The 15,026-nt window shown below is 51.3% G+C and carries 14 protein-coding genes and 1 pseudogene; 6 read left to right on the top strand and 9 right to left on the bottom strand.

Annotated features, from left to right (window positions below):
- Positions 1–35 precede the first annotated feature (35 nt).
- Entirely contained in the window at positions 36–587 is a 552-nt protein-coding gene (gene yjgA, locus A9587_RS19860) for a ribosome biogenesis factor YjgA (protein ID WP_000166266.1), read from the bottom strand.
- A 93-nt stretch (positions 588–680) separates the two neighbouring features.
- Between yjgA and pmbA the strand changes: the two genes are divergently transcribed.
- The 4 genes and pseudogenes from pmbA to A9587_RS19835 all read left to right on the top strand — a co-directional run bounded on the left by pmbA (position 681) and on the right by A9587_RS19835 (position 3,189).
- Positions 681–2,033 (top strand): metalloprotease PmbA, encoded by a 1,353-nt coding sequence (gene pmbA / locus A9587_RS19855; RefSeq protein WP_001162190.1) that lies wholly within the window; start codon positions 681–683, stop codon positions 2,031–2,033.
- A gap of 58 nt (positions 2,034–2,091) precedes the next feature.
- On the top strand, positions 2,092–2,478 hold the full coding sequence (gene cybC, locus A9587_RS19850) for a cytochrome b562 (RefSeq protein WP_001232257.1): 387 nt from the start codon (positions 2,092–2,094) through the stop codon (positions 2,476–2,478).
- A 189-nt stretch (positions 2,479–2,667) separates the two neighbouring features.
- The gene (locus A9587_RS19840; RefSeq protein ID WP_000212715.1) at positions 2,668–2,910 is read left to right on the top strand and encodes a type II toxin-antitoxin system RelB/DinJ family antitoxin; all 243 of its coding nucleotides are present in this window, start codon (positions 2,668–2,670) and stop codon (positions 2,908–2,910) included.
- A pseudogene (locus A9587_RS19835) lies at positions 2,900–3,189 on the top strand (type II toxin-antitoxin system RelE family toxin). The gene A9587_RS19840 and the pseudogene A9587_RS19835 overlap by 11 nt, the downstream one beginning before the upstream one ends.
- Here A9587_RS19835 and nrdG read toward each other — a convergent pair.
- The 5 genes from nrdG to treR form a co-directional block, all read right to left on the bottom strand.
- Positions 3,190–3,654 (bottom strand): anaerobic ribonucleoside-triphosphate reductase-activating protein, encoded by a 465-nt coding sequence (gene nrdG, locus A9587_RS19830; protein WP_001106237.1) that lies wholly within the window; start codon positions 3,652–3,654, stop codon positions 3,190–3,192.
- A gap of 84 nt (positions 3,655–3,738) precedes the next feature.
- A complete protein-coding gene (nrdD, locus tag A9587_RS19825; RefSeq protein WP_000187807.1) occupies positions 3,739–5,877 on the bottom strand; it encodes an anaerobic ribonucleoside-triphosphate reductase in 2,139 nt (712 codons plus the stop codon).
- Between the two features lie 392 nt (positions 5,878–6,269).
- Positions 6,270–7,925 carry an alpha,alpha-phosphotrehalase gene (treC, locus tag A9587_RS19820; protein ID WP_105263889.1) on the bottom strand — a complete coding sequence of 552 codons (1,656 nt, stop codon included), beginning with the start codon at positions 7,923–7,925 and terminating at the stop codon, positions 6,270–6,272.
- A gap of 49 nt (positions 7,926–7,974) precedes the next feature.
- Positions 7,975–9,393 (bottom strand): PTS trehalose transporter subunit IIBC, encoded by a 1,419-nt coding sequence (gene treB / locus A9587_RS19815; RefSeq protein WP_000049038.1) that lies wholly within the window; start codon positions 9,391–9,393, stop codon positions 7,975–7,977.
- A gap of 121 nt (positions 9,394–9,514) precedes the next feature.
- On the bottom strand, positions 9,515–10,462 hold the full coding sequence (treR, locus tag A9587_RS19810; protein WP_001181341.1) for a trehalose operon repressor TreR: 948 nt from the start codon (positions 10,460–10,462) through the stop codon (positions 9,515–9,517).
- A gap of 173 nt (positions 10,463–10,635) precedes the next feature.
- Between treR and mgtL the strand changes: the two genes are divergently transcribed.
- Both mgtL and mgtA read left to right on the top strand, forming a co-directional pair.
- The gene (gene mgtL / locus A9587_RS19800) at positions 10,636–10,689 is read left to right on the top strand and encodes a mgtA regulatory leader peptide MgtL (RefSeq protein WP_001387276.1); all 54 of its coding nucleotides are present in this window, start codon (positions 10,636–10,638) and stop codon (positions 10,687–10,689) included.
- Between the two features lie 142 nt (positions 10,690–10,831).
- Positions 10,832–13,528 (top strand): magnesium-translocating P-type ATPase, encoded by a 2,697-nt coding sequence (gene mgtA / locus A9587_RS19795; protein ID WP_105263890.1) that lies wholly within the window; start codon positions 10,832–10,834, stop codon positions 13,526–13,528.
- A 44-nt stretch (positions 13,529–13,572) separates the two neighbouring features.
- On the opposite strand, the gene A9587_RS19790 is transcribed toward mgtA, so the two are convergent.
- From A9587_RS19790 to pyrI, 3 genes are all read right to left on the bottom strand, one after another.
- Positions 13,573–14,028, bottom strand: coding sequence for a transposase (locus A9587_RS19790; protein ID WP_001029763.1), 456 nt, complete (start codon positions 14,026–14,028; stop codon positions 13,573–13,575).
- Positions 14,029–14,094: 66 nt separating this feature from the next.
- Positions 14,095–14,481 carry an enamine/imine deaminase gene (locus tag A9587_RS19785; protein WP_000047542.1) on the bottom strand — a complete coding sequence of 129 codons (387 nt, stop codon included), beginning with the start codon at positions 14,479–14,481 and terminating at the stop codon, positions 14,095–14,097.
- A 72-nt stretch (positions 14,482–14,553) separates the two neighbouring features.
- Positions 14,554–15,015, bottom strand: coding sequence for an aspartate carbamoyltransferase regulatory subunit (pyrI, locus tag A9587_RS19780; protein WP_000148581.1), 462 nt, complete (start codon positions 15,013–15,015; stop codon positions 14,554–14,556).
- Between the last annotated feature and the right edge of the window lie 11 nt (positions 15,016–15,026).

Genomic DNA, 15,026 nt, shown 5'->3' with positions numbered 1-15,026 from the left:
CATCCGGCAAACCATACTCACATCAGCAACAAAACTTACCCTTCGTTCTCCGCTAACTCACGCAGATACTGGAAAATCTGTCGTGCGGATTTCGGCGGCTTGTTCCCTTCTTTCTCTTTCTTCGCGTTGCGGATCAGAGCACGTAATTGCTGACGATCGGCATCTGGCCACAAGTTCAATACCTCAGCGATGGCATCATCACCGTGGTCGATCAAACGATCGCGCAGGTTTTCCAGTTTATGGAACAGCACAACCTGCTGGTTGTGGCGGTTTTTCAGCTTATCCAGCGCCTGACGGATCGGTTCTACATCGCGCTGGCGCAGCATCTTACCGATAAGCTGCAACTGGCGGCGGCGGCCTTCCATCTTAATACGCTGGGCTAACTCGATAGCTGCGCGCAGATCCGCATCTAGCGGGATCTTATCCAGCGCGTTTTTCCCCAGATCTACAATTTCCGCACCCAGGCGTTTTAACTCCTCGGCATCGCGTTTAATTTCACTTTTACTGACCCAGATAATTTCATCGTCTTCGTCTTCGATATCATCACCGGGAACGTCGTCGAGCCAGTCTTCGGGCTGCTTAGTCATGTCAGGCTCCTTAAAAAAAGAGGCTAATGTTACCAGTTAAGATGCGCACTGAAAAACGGTTCTCTGTTAGACTTCAGAGAAACTCTCTACATTATGGCACTTGCAATGAAAGTAATCTCTCAAGTTGAAGCGCAGCGCAAGATTCTGGAAGAAGCAGTTTCGACTGCGCTGGAGTTGGCCTCAGGCAAATCGGACGGTGCAGAAGTTGCCGTCAGCAAGACCACCGGCATTAGCGTAAGCACGCGTTATGGTGAAGTGGAGAATGTCGAATTCAATAGCGATGGCGCGCTGGGGATCACCGTTTATCACCAGAACCGCAAAGGTAGTGCATCATCCACCGATTTAAGCCCGCAGGCCATTGCCCGCACCGTACAGGCGGCGCTGGATATTGCCCGTTATACCTCGCCAGATCCCTACGCAGGCGTGGCAGATAAAGAGTTGCTGGCCTTTGACGCGCCTGATCTCGACTTGTTCCACCCTGCGGAAGTCTCTCCGGATGAAGCCATTGAACTGGCGGCCCGTGCTGAACAGGCTGCGTTAAAGGCGGACAAACGCATCACCAATACCGAAGGCGGCAGTTTTAACAGCCACTACGGGGTAAAAGTATTTGGTAACAGCCACGGCATGTTGCAGGGCTACTGTTCAACGCGCCATTCACTCTCCAGTTGCGTGATTGCCGAAGAGAACGGCGATATGGAGCGTGATTATGCCTACACCATTGGTCGCGCGATGAGCGATCTACAAACGCCGGAATGGGTCGGGGCAGACTGCGCCCGCCGTACTTTATCGCGCCTGTCACCGCGTAAACTCTCCACTATGAAAGCGCCGGTAATTTTTGCCAATGAAGTTGCCACGGGGCTGTTTGGTCATCTGGTCGGCGCGATTGCCGGTGGTGCGGTCTACCGCAAATCGACTTTTCTGCTCGACTCGCTCGGTAAACAAATTTTGCCTGACTGGCTGACCATTGAAGAACACCCGCATCTGCTAAAAGGGTTGGCATCCACGCCATTCGACAGTGAAGGTGTGCGCACCGAGCGTCGCGATATCATCAAAGATGGCATCCTGACTCAGTGGCTGCTGACTTCCTACTCTGCGCGCAAGCTGGGGCTGAAAAGTACCGGTCATGCGGGCGGTATCCACAACTGGCGTATTGCCGGGCAAGGTCTGAGCTTCGAGCAGATGCTCAAAGAGATGGGCACCGGGCTGGTGGTGACAGAATTGATGGGCCAGGGTGTGAGCGCAATTACCGGTGATTATTCCCGTGGTGCCGCGGGTTTCTGGGTAGAAAACGGCGAAATTCAGTATCCGGTTAGCGAAATCACCATCGCAGGTAATTTAAAAGATATGTGGCGCAATATTGTCACCGTCGGTAACGATATTGAAACACGCAGCAATATACAGTGTGGTTCTGTACTGTTGCCGGAGATGAAAATCGCCGGGCAGTAAAAAACTGGCGCGACCTGCCGCGCCGAATCTTAATAAGAAAAATGGAAGGAAGTGAGCAATGCGTAAAAGCCTGTTAGCTATTCTTGCAGTCTCCTCGTTGGTATTCAGTTCGGCGTCGTTTGCCGCTGATCTGGAAGGCAATATGGAAACCCTCAACGACAATTTAAAAGTGGTCGAAAAAGCGGATAACGCGGCGCAAGTCAAAGATGCGTTAACCAAAATGCGCGCCGCGGCGCTGGATGCGCAAAAAGCAACGCCGCCGAAGCTGGAAGGTAAATCGCCAGACAGTCCGGAAATGAAAGATTTCCGCCACGGTTTCGACATTCTGGTCGGCCAGATTGACGACGCGCTGAAGTTGGCGAACGAAGGTAAAGTCAAAGAAGCACAGGCTGCCGCAGAGCAACTGAAAACCACCCGCAACACCTATCACAAGAAGTATCGTTAATGCTGGATTGGGCGGTGAAACATCACCGCCCAACGCTCTTCTCCTTTCATAAATCCCACGCAGAATTTACTTTCAACACGACCATTGTCCTGTGCGTAGCCCCATTTTTGCGAGGCGTTTTCCATAAATGAATGTAATGCATATGTAATGCTATAATGCATTACACTTTTCGTAATTACCGGAGGCATAATGGCCACACTTAACGTCCGCCTGGATGATAAACTGAAAAATGAGGCTTATGCGGTGCTGGAAAAATTAAATATCACGCCTACTGAAGCAGTGCGACTGCTGTTTCAGTACGTTGCGGAAAATGGGCGAATGCCGGTAAAAACGCTCACTGTCAGTGATAGCGAAGAAGCCTTGTTACGCACTGTCAGGGAACGACTGGCCAACCCACAAGAGGCCATTAAGGTCCGACTGGATGAACTATGAGCTGGCCTTTGATCCGCGAGCGCTGAAAGAGTGGCAAAAGCTGGGCGTGGCAGTCCGGGAACAATTTTAAAAAAGCTTGAGAATGTGCTGAAAAGGCCGAGCAATCCATCGGCTAAACTGCGGGATTTGCCGGACTGCTACAAAATTAAGCTTCGAACACTGGGATATCGTCTGGTCTATCAGGTCAATGATAAAGTGTTGCTCGTGTTGGTGATAGCTATTGGTAAGAGAGAGAACTCAGCCGTTTATGATGAGGCGGATAAACGGCTGGATGAGTGATTACCGCAAATGATGCACCACCTGGTTGCTGCTACCGCGCCAGATCAGGGACGGATCTTTTAAATCCTGCACAAATTTGCCGTCGACCAGCACGTTAATCAAGTCAACAACCTGCATTTGCGCAGCATTGAGTTCGTCGAGTTTATAGCCTGTCCATACCCAGATATCTTTACCAGGGCACTCGGCGCGGATGCGTTGTACCAGTTTTAAAATATCCGGCACGTTTTGTGGGTGCAGCGGGTCGCCGCCGGAGAGGGAAATACCCTGGCGTTTGATGCGGGTGTCGTTCAGATCGTTGATGATCTGGTCTTCCATTTCTTTGGTAAACGGTTGACCGGAATTTACCCGCCAGGTGCTTTTGTTATAGCAGCCAGGACATTCATGGACGCACCCGGAGACAAACAGGGTGCAGCGAGTGCCGGGGCCGTTAACGATGTCGACAGGATAGTATTGATGGTAATTCATTTTTGCCTGGCTTATCAGTCCGCGTGTAGGCCGGATAAGACGCTTTCGCGTCGCATCCGGCATTTGCTTACCGCAGAGTGAAGATCAACCGATTTGCCCATTGCCCAAATGTTTAACGCGGCGCTTAACTTCTTCCTGCTTACCGGCGTTAAACGGACGCGCATCAGGACTGCCTAAATACCCGCACACGCGGCGAGTCACCGACACACGGGAGGTGTCATGGTTACCACATTTCGGGCAGGTGAAGCCTTTGCTGGTGCACTCAAACTCACCGGTAAAGCCACATTCGTAGCATTCATCGATCGGCGTGTTGGTGCCGTAATACGGCACATGCTGATAGCTGTAATCCCAGACATCTTCCAGCGCCTTCAGGTTGTGCTGAATATTTGGATACTCGCCGTAGCAAATGAAGCCACCGTTCGCCAGCGGCGGATAAGGCGCTTCAAAGTCGATCTTGTCGTACGGGTTAACCTTCTTCTCAACATCGAGGTGGAAACTGTTGGTGTAGTAACCTTTATCGGTCACGCCCGGCACCACGCCAAACTCCGCAGTATCAAGACGACAGAAGCGATCGCACAGGTTTTCACTCGGCGTACTGTAGAGGCTGAAACCGTAGCCGGTTTCTTCTTTCCACTGATCCACCGCCTGACGCAGACGTTCAACAATGGCAATACCTTTCGCACGCAGTTGCTCGTTGTCGTAAACATGTTCGCCGCCGAACAGCGCATTAATCGTTTCGTGGATCCCGATATAACCCAGCGAAATCGATGCACGACCGTTTTTGAAGATTTCAGAAACGTCGTCATCAGCATTCAGACGTACTCCACAGGCACCTTCCATATAGAGGATTGGAGCCACGCGCGCTTTCACGCCTTCCAGACGGGCGATACGGGTCATCAGCGCCTTACGCGCCAGCACCAGGCGTTCATCCAGCAGCTTCCAGAAGGTGGCTTCATCACCTTTTGCTTCCAGCGCAATACGCGGCAGGTTAAGGCTGATTACGCCGAGGTTGTTACGTCCATCGTGGATCTGCTCGCCGTTTTCGTTTTCCCACACGCCGAGGAAGCTGCGGCAACCCATTGGCGTTTTAAACGACCCGGTAACTTTAACCACCTGATCGTAGTTCAGAATGTCTGGATACATGCGCTTGCTTGCACACTCCAGTGCCAGTTGTTTGATGTCGTAGTTCGGATCGCCTTTTTTATGGTTCAGGCCATCGCGGATCGCAAACACCAGTTTCGGGAACACGGCAGTTTTACGGTTTTTACCGAGGCCCGCGATACGGTTACGCAGGATAGATTCCTGAATCAGACGCGACTCCCAGCTAGTACCCAGACCAAAGCCAAAGGTGACAAACGGCGTCTGACCGTTGGCTGTGTGCAGGGTATTCACTTCATATTCCAGCGACTGGAACGCGTCGTAGCACTCTTTGATGGTACGAGAGTTGGCGTAGCCTTCAGCGTCTGGAATGCTCCACTCTTCCGCTGTTTTACGGTGCTTGTTGTAGCTGGCAGTGACGAACGGTGCCAGAACTTCGTCGATACGGTTAATGGTGGTGCCGCCATAAATATGGCTGGCAACCTGGGCGATAATCTGTGCAGTTACTGCGGTTGCCGTAGAGATCGACTTCGGCGGTTCAATCTCGGCGTTCCCCATCTTAAAGCCCTGGGTCAACATACCTTTCAGGTCGATCAACATGCAGTTGAACATCGGGAAGAACGGCGAGTAATCGAGATCGTGGTAGTGAATATCGCCACGCTCATGCGCCTGAACCACGTCACGCGGCAGCAAATGCTGGCGTGCATAGTGTTTAGCAACAATCCCGGCCAGCAGGTCGCGCTGGGTCGGAATCACCTTGCTGTCTTTGTTGGCGTTTTCATTGAGCAACGAAGAGTTGGTCTGCTCGACCAGGCCACGGATCTCCTGGTTCAGGCGACCGCGTTTTTCACGTTCAATGTCGCGATCATGACGGTACTCGATGTAAGCACGAGCCAGTTGTTTGTACGGGCCAGACATGAGCTGGTTTTCAACTGCAGTCTGGATTTCGTTGATATCGACCTGGGTGCGGCCTTGCATTTGCTCGCTGACGACAGCGGCAACAGTGGCACAATAATCTGCATCATCGACTTCCGCTGCTTTAGCTGCACGCAGAATAGCTTCTTTGATGCGCTCTGATTTAAACGGCACTTTGCAGCCGTCTCGTTTCATCACATGCGGTGTCATGATCGCTCCATATTTTTAAGAACAGGTTATACACAGAAAATTGGGAAGTGCGCCCCGGTTTATTTGGCTCTTTTTACGGGGAGTTACAGCAGTCCCAATCTGCCTTATCCACAATTATGTCGGCTTAGTTGGTGTGTATCTTGATGCAAGTATAGTCGACGGATACAACATATTGGGTTGCGATGCATTTTAAAGTCTATATATAGTGCTTTGCATTAAGGATGTTTGAGCTTTTTTTGATTTAGCTCAAAGTAAAAAGCAGAGTGTACGGATGACGGGCGCTACAGCGATGTGTAAATTTTTAATAATTTTCTGTTTAAAAAACCAACAAAAACAATGTGCTGCCATGTAAGGCCCCGAAAATGCTCGCTTTACCGGGGCCAGGAGAAGAATTATCTCTGCAACCACCAGGCAGCCTCAAAAGGCCGTAATGTCATGGCTCCCGGTTGAGAGGAGGCTTCTTCATAGTTGTGCATTAACAGTTGCCAGTCGCCGCGGATTTGCCCTGGCTGCCAGGGTTGTATGTCGCGGCTAAGGTTGGCAATCACCAATAAGGTTTGCCCCTGCCATTCGCGGCGATAGCACCACAACGCAGGGCTGTTTGGCAGCAGATCCTGGTAATCGCCCCATGTCAGAATGGGTTCTTGTTTACGCAGCGCGATTAATTTCTGATAGGTGTAAAACACCGAAGATTCATCGGCCAGCGCGGCTTCCACGTTGATTTCCCGATAGTTATCACACACGGCAATCCACGGTTCGGCGGTAGTAAAACCGGCGTTATCGCCGTTGTTCCATTGCATTGGCGTGCGGCTGTTATCGCGGGACTTGCTGGCGAGGATCGCCAATAACTCTTCGGCGTCACACCCGCAGTTGCGCAGTTCGGCAAACATGTTGAGGCTTTCCACGTCGCGGTAATCGGTAATGCGTGTGAAATGCGGATTGGTCATGCCAATCTCTTCCCCCTGGTAAATATAAGGCGTTCCCTGCATACCATGCAGCACCATCGCCAGCATTTTTGCCGCAGGCTCTCGGTAGTCACCTTCATCGCCAAAGCGAGAAACAATGCGCGGCTGATCGTGGTTACACCAGAACAAAGCATTCCACGCGACGTTATGCATTCCCTGTTGCCAGTGGCGGAACAATGTTTTTAACGCTACAAAGTCAGGTTTAGCTAGCGTCCATTTTTCACCGCCGGGATAATCGACCTTCAGGTGATGAAAATTAAAGGTCATCGACAATTCACTGCCTGTCAGCGCCGCGTATCGCTGGCAATGTTCAAGGCTGGTGGAGGACATTTCACCTACGGTCATCAACCCGCGTGGTGTAAAGACATCACGGTTCATCTCGTGCAAAAACTCATGGACTCGTGGCCCGTCGGTGTAGAAGCGACGCCCGTCGCCATCCAGATCGTCAGGGAAGCGCGGGTCTTTGGAGATCAGATTCACCACATCCAGACGCAGCCCGTCTACCCCGCGATCGGCCCAGAACTCACAGACTTTTTTCAGTTCTGTGCGTACTGCTGGGTTTTCCCAGTTGAGATCGGCCTGTTCAGGTGCAAACAGATGCAAATAATACTGTTCGCTTTCTGCGTGCCAGCGCCAGGCATTGCCGCCGAATTTAGAACGCCAGTTATTTGGTGGTATTCCTGGTTTGCCGTCACGCCAGATATAAAACTGACGATAAGGGCTTTCTTTGTTCAGCGCCTCGCGAAACCAGGCGTGTTGGGTAGAAGTATGGTTAAACACCATATCAAGAATAATGCGAATACCGCGCGATTTCGCCTGCGCCACCAGTTCGTCAAAATCATCCAGCGAGCCATACGTGGGATCAATCGCCGTATAGTTCGCCACGTCGTAACCGTTATCGACCTGGGGAGAGACATAAAAGGGGGTCAACCAGATAGCATCGACCCCCAGTTTTTGTAGATAGTCGAGGCGCAGGGTGACTCCGCGCAGATCGCCGGTGCCGCTGCCGGTGGTGTCCTGAAAACTCTTTGGATAAATCTGGTAGATAACGCCGTTTTGCCACCAGTGGGGAAGATTAGTCATTAGGTTATTCCTGCAAATGCGAGGGGGCGCAAGTGCGCCCCGAAGAAAATTAAACAATTTCAAGCGTACCCAGGCGATATTTCCGCTGGTAGATAAACGAGGTGAGTACAATCGGAATGATGATGGCGATAGCCATTGCCAGCGCAAACACCTGCCAGTAGCTCGGCTGAATAGAGAGAATGCCCGGCAGACCGCCAACACCGATGCCGTTCGCCATGACGCCGTTCAGGCCGCATAACAATCCCGCCACACCAGAACCAATCATCGCGCACAGCATCGGGAAGCGATATTTCAGGTTGATGCCGTACATTGCCGGCTCTGTGACCCCAAGCCAGGCGGAGATCGCGGCAGGCACGGAGATCTCGCGTTCATTGTGCTTGCGGCTGGAAATGATAATACCTATCACGGCGGAGCCCTGAGCGATATTCGACAGTGCAATCAGCGGCCACACTGGCGTGCCACCCATGCTTTGAATCATCTGCAAATCAATAGCAAGCGTGGTCTGGTGTACGCCGGTGATCACCAACGGGGCGTACAGGAAGCCAAACAATGCCGCACCAATCGGCGCAAAGCTGCCGGTCATCAGGTGGCGTACCGCAAAGGCAACGCCATCGCCAATCATGCGGCCAAAGGGACCAATAAGTGCATGGGCAAGGAACACCGCGAGGATCAACGAACAGACCGGCACAACCACCAGATAGAGGTAATCTGGCACGATGCGCTTAAGGCGGGTTTCAATAACGCCAAGCGCCAGCCCGGCCAGCAGTGCCGGGATCACCTGTGCCTGATAGCCCACTTTAGCGATGCTGAACATGCCAAAGTCCCATACTTCTGGCACCTGCTGCCCGAGCAGATAGGCGTTCATCAATTGTGGAGAAACCAGCGTCACGCCAAGTACGATACCGAGAATCGGTGTGCCACCCATCTTTTTCACCGCTGACCAGCAGATTCCGACTGGCAGGTAGAAGAAGATCGCTTCACCGATCAACCACAAAAAATCGTAGATCGTTTTTAGAGAAGGGTACATTTGCGCCAGCGTCTGCCCGTTGCTCATGGGTAGATCGCCAATCACATTGCGAAAACCGAGGATCAAACCACCACTAATTAGCGCCGGTAGCAACGGGAAGAAGATCTCTGCGAAATGGGAGATCAACTGTTCATGCCATTTCATATTTTGCCGTGCAGCTTTTTTCACCTGCTCTTTATCGACCTGCGCCTGACCAGTCCTCGCCAACAGCGCTTTATAGTAATCGCCAACGTTGGTGCCAATGACCACCTGAAATTGCCCGGCATTGGTGAAGCAGCCTTTCACCATTGGTAATTGTTCAATTTCTTTCGGTCTGGCATTGGTCGGTTGGTTGAGGACAAAGCGCAGGCGTGTAATACAGTGGCTCACCGTCGCGATATTGTCGCGCCCGCCGACCAGTTCAATCAACTGGTCGATATCCGTTTGGTTCACTTTGCTCATCGTAAAGCCCCGTGGCAGATGACATATTTGGTTGATGGCAGAATATCGTGGGAAGAGAATATTAAAAATGGGAACGTTCCCGAAACGCAGCGAAGATCACAAATTATCGTTCAGTCAACGATCAGGAAAGGGTGGCGGGGATGACGATTTGTTGGGGTTCGCTGCGTCCGGTTACCTGCTCGATCAACTGGCAGGCCGCCTGGCGTCCGGCTTCAGCGTAGCCGGGATCAACGGTGACGATCTCCGGATGGAGGAACTTCATCAACGGCGTATTACCAACACTCGCCAACTGTAGAGTGTCAATGCGTTTCTCTTGCAGGTATTTACTTGCGCCAAGTGCCAGCGTGTCGGTTGCGCACAGCAACGCGGTGGTTTCAGGCGTAATCACTTTTTCCACGTTATCGTAGCCTTGCTTCATGGCAAGGCCCGGCAGAGCGGCGACGGGATGCAGTTTATGCGCTTTGCAAAATGCCAGATAGGCCTCATGGCGTCGCTTACCGGTAGTGACGTCACTGTGTGGCACGCCGAGATAGCTGATATTGCGGTGCCCCTGGTCATACAGTCGCTGCATCAGGATTTTGATCGCCCCTTCGTCGTCATAACAGACTGAAGCAAAGCCTTTTGCGTCACGTGCCATCAGCACCAGTGATGACTGCCAGTGGGCTAACATCTCTTCCGTTATGCCGGTAAAACCAAACAGCACCACGCCGTCAATATTACGACGTTTCAGAACGCCCAGATGCTCTGCGACCAATTGTGGTGAAAACTGGCTTTCCATCATGATTGGGTCGTAGCCCTGTTCATAGAATGCAGGCAGCATGGTCTGAACGGCGAGATTTTCTGATAACGAATCCAGACGGGTAACGATAATGGCGACGACTTTATCGCTTTGCCCACGCATGGCGCGTGCGGAGCGGGAAGGGGAAAATCCATGCTGATTCATCACTGCTTCCACGCGCTCACGTGTGCGCTGACTCACGCCGCTTTCGTTATTCAGCACCCGGGAAACCGTGGATTTCCCTACGCCGCTTAAGCGCGCGATGTCTTTGATGGTCAGCCGATTTTGCATCCTGTTGCCCCGTAACTTGCGGTTTAATTATTTGAGCCTAACTTTACCTGTGCATACCGCAATGGGCAAAGTCTGGTTTATCGTTGGTTTAGTTGTCTGCAGGTATTATATCGGCATAAATGCTACCAATATTATTGGATTCCTGGCGCTATTTTTCACTTACCGGAGGTTATATGGAACCTGATCCCACGCCTCTCCCTCGACGGAGATTAAAACTTTTCCGGTAAGCCTGTCTTTTCACGGCGTTACCGGATGCGTAAGGCCGTGACGTTTTAACGTCCCAGCTCATTTTTATTACCTTCAGGTAAGGCTTTGCAACGCCTGAAGATATTTTCTGCACCATGCTTACAGGGTGCGGAGGGACTTCCTATGTTTAAAGAAATTTTTACCCGGCTCATTCGCCATTTACCTTCTCGTCTGGTTCATCGCGATCCGTTGCCTGGCGCGCAACAGACAGCGAATATTCCGATCCCCCCTTCCTTAAGTGCGCATTGCCTGAAAATGGCGGTAATGCCAGAAGAGGAATTATGGAAAACCTTCGACACCCATCCGGAAGGGTTAAATCAGGCGGAAGTGGAATTAGCCCGCGAACAACATGGTGAAAATAAATTACCTGCGCAACAACCGTCTCCGTGGTGGGTACATTTGTGGGTCTGTTATCGCAACCCCTTTAATATATTGCTCACCATTCTCGGCGGTATTTCTTATGCCACGGAGGATTTATTTGCTGCAGGTGTGATCGCGTTAATGGTGGCTATTTCCACGCTGCTGAACTTTATTCAGGAAGCGCGTTCCACTAAAGCGGCAGATGCCCTGAAAGCGATGGTCAGCAATACCGCGACGGTGCTGCGTGTAATTAACGACAAAGGGGAAAATGGCTGGCTGGAGATCCCAATCGACCAGTTAGTGCCTGGCGATATTATTAAACTGGCGGCGGGGGATATGATCCCGGCCGATTTACGTATTTTGCAGGCGCGCGATCTGTTCATCGCTCAGGCGTCGTTAACCGGTGAGTCTCTGCCTGTTGAAAAAGCAGCAACTACCCGCCAGTCAGAGCACTGTAATCCGCTGGAGTGCGACACTTTGTGTTTTATGGGCACCACCGTGGTGAGCGGCACGGCACAAGCAATGGTGATTGCCACAGGTGCCAATACCTGGTTTGGTCAACTGGCGGGGCGTGTCAGCGAGCAGGAAAGCGAGCCGAACGCCTTTCAACAAGGGATCAGCCGCGTCAGCATATTGTTGATTCGCTTTATGCTGGTGATGACGCCGGTGGTGCTGCTCATCAACGGTTACACCAAAGGTGACTGGTGGGAAGCAGCGCTGTTCGCGCTTTCGGTTGCGGTAGGCTTAACACCGGAAATGTTGCCGATGATTGTCACTTCGACGCTGGCACGTGGCGCAGTCAAGCTGTCGAAACAGAAAGTGATCGTCAAACATCTGGATGCCATTCAGAACTTTGGCGCTATGGATATTCTGTGCACTGATAAAACAGGCACCCTGACGCAAGATAAAATTGTGCTGGAGAATCATACCGATATCTCCGGTAAAACCAGCGAGCGGGTGCTACATAGTGCGTGGTTGAACAGCCATTACCAGACCGGGCTTAAAAACCTGCTCGATACGGCGGTGCTGGAAGGCATCGATGAAGAGTCTGCCCGTCTGTTGGCCAGTCGTTGGCAGAAAGTGGATGAAATTCCGTTTGATTTCGAGCGCCGCCGGATGTCGGTAGTAGTGGCAGAAAATGCCGAACACCATCAACTGGTCTGCAAAGGCGCATTGCAGGAGATCCTCAATGTGTGTTCGCAAGTGCGTCACAATGGCGAGATTGTCCCGCTTGATGACACCATGTTACGCAAGATTAAACGGGTTACTGATACGCTGAACCGTCAGGGGCTGCGCGTGGTTGCGGTGGCGACGAAATACCAGCCAGCGCGTGAAGGAGATTACCAGCGAATTGATGAATCCGATCTGATCCTCGAAGGATATATCGCTTTTCTTGATCCGCCAAAAGAGACAACGGCTCCGGCTCTGCGGGCGTTAAAAGCCAGTGGAATTACCGTGAAGATCCTTACTGGCGACAGTGAGTTAGTGGCGGCGAAAGTGTGCCATGAAGTGGGGCTGGACGCGGGAGAAGTGGTTACTGGTAGTGATATTGAAACGCTAACTGACGACGAATTGGCAAATCTCGCGCAACGTACCACGCTGTTCGCGCGCCTGACGCCGATGCATAAAGAACGCATTGTGACCTTACTGAAGCGTGAAGGGCATGTGGTTGGCTTTATGGGCGATGGAATAAATGATGCGCCCGCCTTACGCGCTGCGGATATTGGAATTTCCGTGGACGGCGCGGTAGATATTGCTCGTGAAGCGGCTGATATCATCCTGCTGGAAAAAAGCCTGATGGTGCTGGAAGAGGGGGTTATTGAGGGACGTCGCACTTTCGCCAACATGCTGAAATACATCAAAATGACGGCGAGTTCTAACTTCGGTAATGTGTTCAGCGTGCTGGTGGCGAGTGCTTTCTTGCCTTTCCTGCCGATGTTGCCGTTACACTTGCTTATTCAGAACCTGCTGTACGATGTGTCACAGGTGGCGATCCCGTTTGATAACGTCGACGACGAGCAAATTCAAAAGCCGCAGCGCTGGAATCCGGCGGATCTGGGGCGCTTTATGATCTTCTTCGGACCGATCAGTTCGATCTTCGATATTCTGACGTTTTGCCTGATGTGGTGGGTATTCCATGCCAACACACCGGAAACGCAAACGCTGTTCCAGTCGGGCTGGTTTGTGGTGGGGTTACTGTCGCAAACGCTGATTGTACATATGATCCGTACCCGCCGTGTTCCGTTTATTCAGAGCCGCGCATCGTGGCCGTTAATGATCATGACTGTGATCGTGATGGTTGTGGGGATCGCATTGCCGTTCTCGCCGCTGGCCAGTTATCTGCAACTGCAGGCGTTGCCGTTAAGCTATTTCCCGTGGCTGATTGCGATTCTGGCAGGGTATATGACATTAACGCAACTGGTGAAAGGGTTCTATAGCCGTCGTTACGGCTGGCAGTAAGCCAGTGATGAGACTGACCTGAAATATTCTTTCAGGTCGGTCACCTACGAAAAAATCTGCACAAAAAAATAGATTACTGCAAAAATAAAAAAACAAATAAACGTCCAGCTCAAATTATAAAGGGCGCTATAGCTTTTATTTACCGAACGAGAGAGACAGATGTCTTCTTTTTTAATGTGTCTGGAGGAGATGTTGCGATACAGGCGGATATAATAAACACAATAAAGTAATAAAGGCGGTATTACCCATCCACCTGTAGGCTTGCCAAATATAAGCGTGAGTATAATGGAGACAGCAAAGAAAAGCAGAAAGACGATTTGCGCTTTGGATTCTATTTTTTTTAATTCACTTCTTACGCCTTCTGCGTGCTGTTCTTGCCAGCGCCGCAGCGTACTAACACTAAATTGATAGTGTTCACATAAATCCTTATTAGGTGCACCCTTTTTTGACTGCTGTAAAATTTCAGCAATTTGTTCATCAGTGAAACGGGCTTTAGCCATCTTCAACCCTCCGTGGTTGAATCAGATAATCCAGGCGCGAAACCTGGATTATCTTTTTGAAAGAGATTAGCGACGAACAGCGATCGCTTCGATCTCAATCTTCACGTCTTTCGGCAGACGGGCAACTTCAACGCAAGAACGTGCCGGGAAGGTGGCATTGTGCTCGGTGAAGAACGCTTCGTAAGTGGCATTTACGGTTGCGAAGTCGTTCAGATCTTTCACAAAAACGGTGGTTTTAACGATATCGCCCACTTTCAGGCCAGCCGCTTCCACGATCGCTTTTACGTTATCCAGAGACTGACGCGCCTGTGCGGCTACGTCTGCCGGAACTTCGCCCGTTTTCGGGTTTACCGGGATCTGACCGGAGGTGATGATCATACTGCCCAGATCAACGCCCTGAACATACGGACCGATAGCTGCGGGTGCATTTTCCGTCGCGATAGTTTTGCTCATGATTTCTCCTTTATTACAGCGGTAAAAAGTCTGGCTCATTATAGGGAGCCAGACTTTTATTACCAACCGCAATTAATTGGCCAGCACCACATTATGGGAAAACTCTTTTTCGCAGTATTTGCATTTGAGCGCGATATCATTGGCGCGTTTTCTCACTGCAAAGCTGGAAGAAACCGGTTCGGCATGGCTGATACAGTTGCTGTTCGGGCAGACCAGCACATTGTCGATGCGCTCCGGCAGGCTGGGGCGCGATTTGCCAACCACTTCATAGTTGTCGATACGGTTTACCGTGGCTTGCGGTGCATACAATGCCAGTTGGTCTACCTGATCTTCACTCAAAAAGGTATTTTCGATTTTGATCAGATCCTTGCGCCCCATCTCGCCAGAAGGCAGGTTCAGACCAATGGTGATGCGCTGATCCGTTTCGGTCAGCTTGAACAGACTCAACAGCTTAAAACCGATCTGGGCGGGGATATGGTCAATTACCGTGCCGCGTTTAATAGCTTCAACCTGCAATTTATTATCGTGTGTCATCTCTATTTCCC

This window comes from Escherichia sp. MOD1-EC6162, assembly GCF_002965125.1.
Taxonomy (GTDB): domain Bacteria; phylum Pseudomonadota; class Gammaproteobacteria; order Enterobacterales; family Enterobacteriaceae; genus Escherichia; species Escherichia marmotae.
Note: the sequence above shows the minus strand (reverse complement) of the source record. Positions and strands in the feature narration are given on the sequence as shown.

What these genes read in the sequence shown, in the direction of transcription:
- yjgA (WP_000166266.1), bottom strand. Translation starts at nt 587, where the DNA reads ATGACTAAGCAGCCCGAAGACTGGCTCGACGACGTTCCCGGTGATGAT.
- pmbA (WP_001162190.1), top strand. Translation starts at nt 681, where the DNA reads ATGGCACTTGCAATGAAAGTAATCTCTCAAGTTGAAGCGCAGCGCAAG.
- cybC (WP_001232257.1), top strand. Translation starts at nt 2,092, where the DNA reads ATGCGTAAAAGCCTGTTAGCTATTCTTGCAGTCTCCTCGTTGGTATTC.
- A9587_RS19840 (WP_000212715.1), top strand. Translation starts at nt 2,668, where the DNA reads ATGGCCACACTTAACGTCCGCCTGGATGATAAACTGAAAAATGAGGCT.
- nrdG (WP_001106237.1), bottom strand. Translation starts at nt 3,654, where the DNA reads ATGAATTACCATCAATACTATCCTGTCGACATCGTTAACGGCCCCGGC.
- nrdD (WP_000187807.1), bottom strand. Translation starts at nt 5,877, where the DNA reads ATGACACCGCATGTGATGAAACGAGACGGCTGCAAAGTGCCGTTTAAA.
- treC (WP_105263889.1), bottom strand. Translation starts at nt 7,925, where the DNA reads ATGACTAATCTTCCCCACTGGTGGCAAAACGGCGTTATCTACCAGATT.
- treB (WP_000049038.1), bottom strand. Translation starts at nt 9,393, where the DNA reads ATGAGCAAAGTGAACCAAACGGATATCGACCAGTTGATTGAACTGGTC.
- treR (WP_001181341.1), bottom strand. Translation starts at nt 10,462, where the DNA reads ATGCAAAATCGGCTGACCATCAAAGACATCGCGCGCTTAAGCGGCGTA.
- mgtA (WP_105263890.1), top strand. Translation starts at nt 10,832, where the DNA reads ATGTTTAAAGAAATTTTTACCCGGCTCATTCGCCATTTACCTTCTCGT.
- A9587_RS19790 (WP_001029763.1), bottom strand. Translation starts at nt 14,028, where the DNA reads ATGGCTAAAGCCCGTTTCACTGATGAACAAATTGCTGAAATTTTACAG.
- A9587_RS19785 (WP_000047542.1), bottom strand. Translation starts at nt 14,481, where the DNA reads ATGAGCAAAACTATCGCGACGGAAAATGCACCCGCAGCTATCGGTCCG.
- pyrI (WP_000148581.1), bottom strand. Translation starts at nt 15,015, where the DNA reads ATGACACACGATAATAAATTGCAGGTTGAAGCTATTAAACGCGGCACG.